We start from the raw sequence: 4868 nt of genomic DNA, 5'->3' as shown, positions 1-4868 counted from the left end.
CTGAATAATGGTAAAACCCTTTTAAAATAAGGCTTTTGACCTGTTAAAATCCTATGTTCATGCTGCGAAAATCCGATTGGGTCTCTCAAAAACCTTGCATTATCCCTCTCGTAGTACATAAATTGGTACAAAAAAAGAGGGCAACAAAGCCTGAAACGACCAGCTACTGACTCCTGACTCCTGACTCCTGACTCCTGACTCCTAACCCCACCAACAAACTTTTTCAGCAAACCCTAAATAGTTGACTAATCACAGAAAGACCCGCGCAAGCGTAAATTTTCCCGCAATTCCTCGGTCATACCCACATTATCGGCAAACTTTGCCCCCTTCACTTTTGCCCCGCTAAAATTCGCTTGAGTGATGTTGACTTCAACCAAATTAGCTCCTTCTAAATTGGAGCCAATTAAATTAGCTAAAGCCAAACTAGAACGGTAAAAATCAGCATAACTTAAATCGGCATTAGCTAATAAGGCTCCGCTTAAATCCGCTCCCTTAAAACTAGCATGACTGCCATTAATTTCACTTAAATCAGCATCGGTTAAATTGGCCCCCCGCAGATTCGCTTGATAGAGATTAGCCATGCCTAAAGATATGCCACTTAATTCCGCTGCCAAGAGATTTGCCCCGGTAAAATCCGTTAGGGGATCCAGTTCAGCTAATTGGGCCAGTTCGAGAAAATCATCAGTAACAGAAGCATAAATTCCCTCGATTTGTGCCTGCAATTTCTCTAAATTTTCTGATGCTGCCGGTTGCGGTTCAACCAGAACAGTATCTAATTCTACCTGCGATGAACCCAAAGAAATACGACTCAAAAAAGCATAAAATTGATTTTCCATTAGGAAAAATGCTAACTTTCGCTCTAAAATACTATGTTTATTGGGACTTAGATCGTGTTTCCATAATCCCGATGTTTCCGTGATACAGATATCGGCAGCCGTCAGCGAAAATTGCACCGTGAGATGATAAGGTTCTTCCTCCACACTGACGGTTCCTAGGTTAATCCTTTCGATCGCTCCTGTAAATATTGACTGAGGACTTTTGAAAGATAACCGCCATTGATGATTATTAATACGATTTATGTATAACTCTTGACTAGAAAGAGGATTAGGTGTTAGGTGACAATTAACTAAAACAAAATCTAATTTTCCTCCTTTTAGACCCCATTTGATTTCCCCGCCGAGGAGAGATTGAATTTGAGCTTGTAGGTGTAAAGTTAAATATAAATCAAATTTTTGCGAGTCGGTGGCTACTGGTTCTAGGGTTAACGATACACTATCGGGATAGCGATCGAAGGCAGCTAAAAGACGCATAATCCAAAAAAGAAAAGCCAAAATAAACAGTAAAAAAGTGGTGTTTCTCTGGCCCTAAAGCCGAGAACTCACCCCTATTTAAAACAATAGCTGATTTTCTCGATCCTCGCTGAACATTTCTTCGGCGATCGCTGAATGATTGCCCCTGAAAATCAAGGTTAAATTAGTTGACTTTCTCTTTTTTGCCGATATTGCCGTCCGCATTAAAAAACATCGGTAAAAAGCGTTCCATAAACATTTGTGGATCACGATTCCAGGCTTTTTGAGCCGCTTCTACCCGGAATAATTGTAATTTCGGGTCGAGAAGGGATTGGGGTAAACGTTCCATCAGATATTGAGGACGTTCCCAAAGCGGCATAGTGGCGGCGATTTCCATTAAATGACCGACGCGGCGCAATTCTGCCCCCAGGGTGATATCCATACCCGATTCATAGGCGGCCTGTTCGATCGCTGAGTATTTGGCCTTAGCTTTTTCGACTTTTTGCCGATGTTCGGGGCTTTTTTGGGCAATTTTGGCTAACCAACGATTGCCCCAACGCACATGACCCGCTTCTTCAGGAAAAATTTTGGCGATCGTTTCCTGAATTTTCAGATTTTCCGGGGTTTGTTCCCCTGCTTTGAGGGCATAAATATGGGCGGCAAAGTATTCGCATCCCCGTTTTTCCGTGACGTTAATTGCCGCTAGGGCCGCAATCAGTCCATCTTCCCTTTGTTCTTCGCCTTGGAATTGATCTTGATCGAGAAGACGTTCAAATTCATCGATATAGGACAACCCCGGCGGTTTCCCCACATCGGCCCCCAATTCGATTAATAAATCGGTTAACCAGTAGGCATGGCGGGCCTCATCGGCGACGTGACGGGAAAGCTCCTGGATCAGTTCTTTTGGTTGTCCGTCTAAGGTTTCGATCAGTTCGGTCAGGTCTTTACAGCTACGTTGTTCGTTGTAGCGGTAACGGTTGAGGGTGACAAGATGAATTTCGCAATCGCTAATGACACGCTTCATGATGTCGCGAGCGCTCATCGTCTTCTTGAATTTACGAGGGTAAGCAACGGTCATGATTTTGTATCGTTTTGTAAACGGCTTCCCGTATTCTAACGGAGTTTTTTCCCAATCTGGCAAGGGAGCGGCAAGTGGCAAGCTTTTTTCAGTGATCAGTGAAAGATAAGCTGCCCGCGCATTTAAATTGCTTGTGGAGATGAGATACTCTTTCCTCTTGCACTCTTGCAACAGTAAAGAGATTGGGGGGAGATTCGGCTAATCTAAGAATAAGCGGTTAAAATGCGTCTTAGCTGATCGAGGAAAACTAGAATTGTCTATGAACACATTCACTCCCCATCAAATTGTTAGTTTATTCTGCAAAAATCGAACTTTATACGGAGAAGTAATTCAGGTGATCGAAAGTCGTTCGGCTCTTTGGGTGCGTCCTCTTTGGTTAATTATAGCCGATAATTTTGAGACCATTGATGTGCGGGAATGTTCCGATTTAATTCTACCTATCAACTTATTTAACCCCGCCTTAGACACGGAAGTTTTACCCCTATTTTCCCAAGTAATTAAAGATAATTATATCGCCAATATTTCCTATCCTCTCCAGGACTTTTTGCAGAAAGTTTGTCAAAGTTATCCCGAATATTTTCAGAAAAATCTATGATTGACGAAGGCTACGTTAAATACAATTGTACTTGGATTCCTGACCATCCCTTAATAAGCTCAGAGATTGCAGAATTAAATTATTGGCGCCATCGCCTCTATCGACTGGGATTAATCGGTCAATACGATAACGGAATCGGTTTTGGGAATGTGAGTCAACGAGGGAAAATAGACAAAGAAATTATTATTTCTGGCACTAACACCGGGGGAATACCGGTATTAAATGAATCCCATTACACCAGAGTTATAGACTACGATTGGAAAGAAAATCGGGTCACTTGTCGGGGAACAATCGCCGCTTCTTCAGAAACTCTCACCCATGCAGCGATTTATGAAGCGAATCCCCAGATTAATGGGGTGATTCATATTCACCATCGCCCCCTGTGGCAAAATTTGATGTATCGAGTGCCGACCACCCAAGAAAATATCGCCTATGGAACCCCAGAAATGGCCGCAGAAATTATCCGTTTATGTCAAGAAGATCGTCTAGAGGAGCAACAAATTTTAGTGATGAGTGGTCATGAAGAAGGAATTATCGCCTTTGGGCAAAATTTAGCAAAAGCGGGTAATTTACTATTAGCCTATTACCAGCAATCTCAATCATCTTGAAAGTGACCTCCCCTCCAACTCAGCACCAGGGAGACAAAAGTGGTTTTAATTTAGTCGTTTTCATGTTAACTTGTTCTGTAGATTTTCGTTTTTGAGGAATGCCATCGTGATCGACATCTTCCATCATCTATCTGTCTCGATCGACTTTTCGCCTCTTACCAATGTCTTGATGACTATTTCGGAGCAAGACGTGGATATCATCGGGAATGTCCAGAAATCCTTCTCAAATTTCGTCAAAACTGGGCAAGCATGGGCCCTATTAATCGGTTTGATTGTCGGTTATATGTTTCGAGGTTTTACTTCTTATTAGCTTTTCGCCTATCAGCATTCAGCCAGAGCGAGCAATTCTTGCTATTCTTATGTTTGTAGAGTTGGAGATTTTTCTAACCTGAAGCGGTAATGCTATCAGCGCCGGATTATTCCCCAAAATTGTCCAGCATATTTTGGTTAACTTTATCCACAATAATCTAACGAAAACAGTGACAGCAAAGAAAACTTGGAGCGATCGCTTTGAAGGTAGTCTCCATCCTACGATCGTGGAATTTAACGCCAGTATTGGCTTTGATATCGAATTAATCGAGTATGATCTCACCGGATCGATCGCTCACGCCAAAATGCTCGCCTATACGGGTATTATCAGCCCCGAAGAAGCAGATAGTCTCGTCTCTGGATTGGAACAAATTCGTCAAGAATACCGCACCGGCAACTTTAACCCCGGCATCGATCAAGAGGACGTGCATTTTGCCGTGGAACGTCGTTTAACCGAGATCGTGGGAGATGTGGGCAAAAAACTGCACACGGCCCGTTCGCGGAATGATCAGGTAGGAACGGATATTCGTCTGTATCTTAGACAACAAATCGATGATATTAGGCAAGAAATTCGCAATTTTCAGCAAGCTTTAGTCAATCACGCTGAAAACCATCTGGAAACCCTGATCCCCGGTTATACCCACCTACAGCGCGCCCAACCGATTAGTTTAGCCCATCATCTCCTAGCTTATTTTCAAATGGCCGAACGGGATCACCAAAGATTAGGAGAAATTCGCGCCAGGACTAATATTTCGCCCCTAGGATGTGGCGCTTTAGCGGGGACGACTTTTCCCATCGATCGTCATTACAGTGCCAATTTACTCGATTTTGAGCAGGTGTATAACAATAGTCTCGATGGAGTCAGCGATCGAGATTTTGCCATTGAATTTATGACGGCCGCTAGTCTGATTATGGTCCACCTGAGCCGTTTGAGCGAAGAAATGATTCTCTGGTCTTCCCAAGAATTTAGTTTTATCACTCTCACCGAT

General features: G+C 43.0%; 6 protein-coding genes. 4 read left to right on the top strand and 2 right to left on the bottom strand.

Annotated elements, in window-relative coordinates; genetic code table 11:
• Positions 1-245: 245 nt before the first annotated feature.
• Positions 246-1310, bottom strand: coding sequence for a pentapeptide repeat-containing protein (locus PX481_RS08575; RefSeq protein WP_002759222.1), 1065 nt, complete (start codon positions 1308-1310; stop codon positions 246-248).
• 163 nt (positions 1311-1473) lie between these two features.
• A complete protein-coding gene (locus tag PX481_RS08570; protein WP_288094380.1) occupies positions 1474-2367 on the bottom strand; it encodes a ferritin-like domain-containing protein in 894 nt (297 codons plus the stop codon).
• Positions 2368-2626: 259 nt separating this feature from the next.
• Between PX481_RS08570 and PX481_RS08565 the strand changes: the two genes are divergently transcribed.
• From PX481_RS08565 to argH, 4 genes are all read left to right on the top strand, one after another.
• Positions 2627-2962, top strand: coding sequence for a hypothetical protein (locus tag PX481_RS08565; RefSeq protein ID WP_002759220.1), 336 nt, complete (start codon positions 2627-2629; stop codon positions 2960-2962).
• Entirely contained in the window at positions 2959-3570 is a 612-nt protein-coding gene (locus PX481_RS08560) for a class II aldolase/adducin family protein (RefSeq protein ID WP_288094378.1), read from the top strand. The genes PX481_RS08565 and PX481_RS08560 overlap by 4 nt, the downstream gene beginning before the upstream one ends.
• Positions 3571-3676: 106 nt before the next feature.
• Positions 3677-3880 (top strand): hypothetical protein, encoded by a 204-nt coding sequence (locus PX481_RS08555; protein WP_052277410.1) that lies wholly within the window; start codon positions 3677-3679, stop codon positions 3878-3880.
• A 169-nt stretch (positions 3881-4049) separates the two neighbouring features.
• A partial coding sequence (gene argH / locus PX481_RS08550; protein ID WP_288094376.1) for an argininosuccinate lyase occupies positions 4050-4868 on the top strand: 819 nt, incomplete at its 3' end.

Source organism: Microcystis sp. M53603_WE2 (assembly GCF_030065435.1).
The sequence above is the reverse complement of the archived record's forward strand: the minus strand, read 5'-3'. Positions and strand labels throughout refer to the sequence as shown.

Bases quoted from the DNA above. Each gene is read 5' to 3' on its own strand.
- PX481_RS08575 (WP_002759222.1), bottom strand. From the start codon at position 1,310: ATGCGTCTTTTAGCTGCCTTCGATCGCTATCCCGATAGTGTATCGTTA.
- PX481_RS08570 (WP_288094380.1), bottom strand. From the start codon at position 2,367: ATGACCGTTGCTTACCCTCGTAAATTCAAGAAGACGATGAGCGCTCGC.
- PX481_RS08565 (WP_002759220.1), top strand. From the start codon at position 2,627: ATGAACACATTCACTCCCCATCAAATTGTTAGTTTATTCTGCAAAAAT.
- PX481_RS08560 (WP_288094378.1), top strand. From the start codon at position 2,959: ATGATTGACGAAGGCTACGTTAAATACAATTGTACTTGGATTCCTGAC.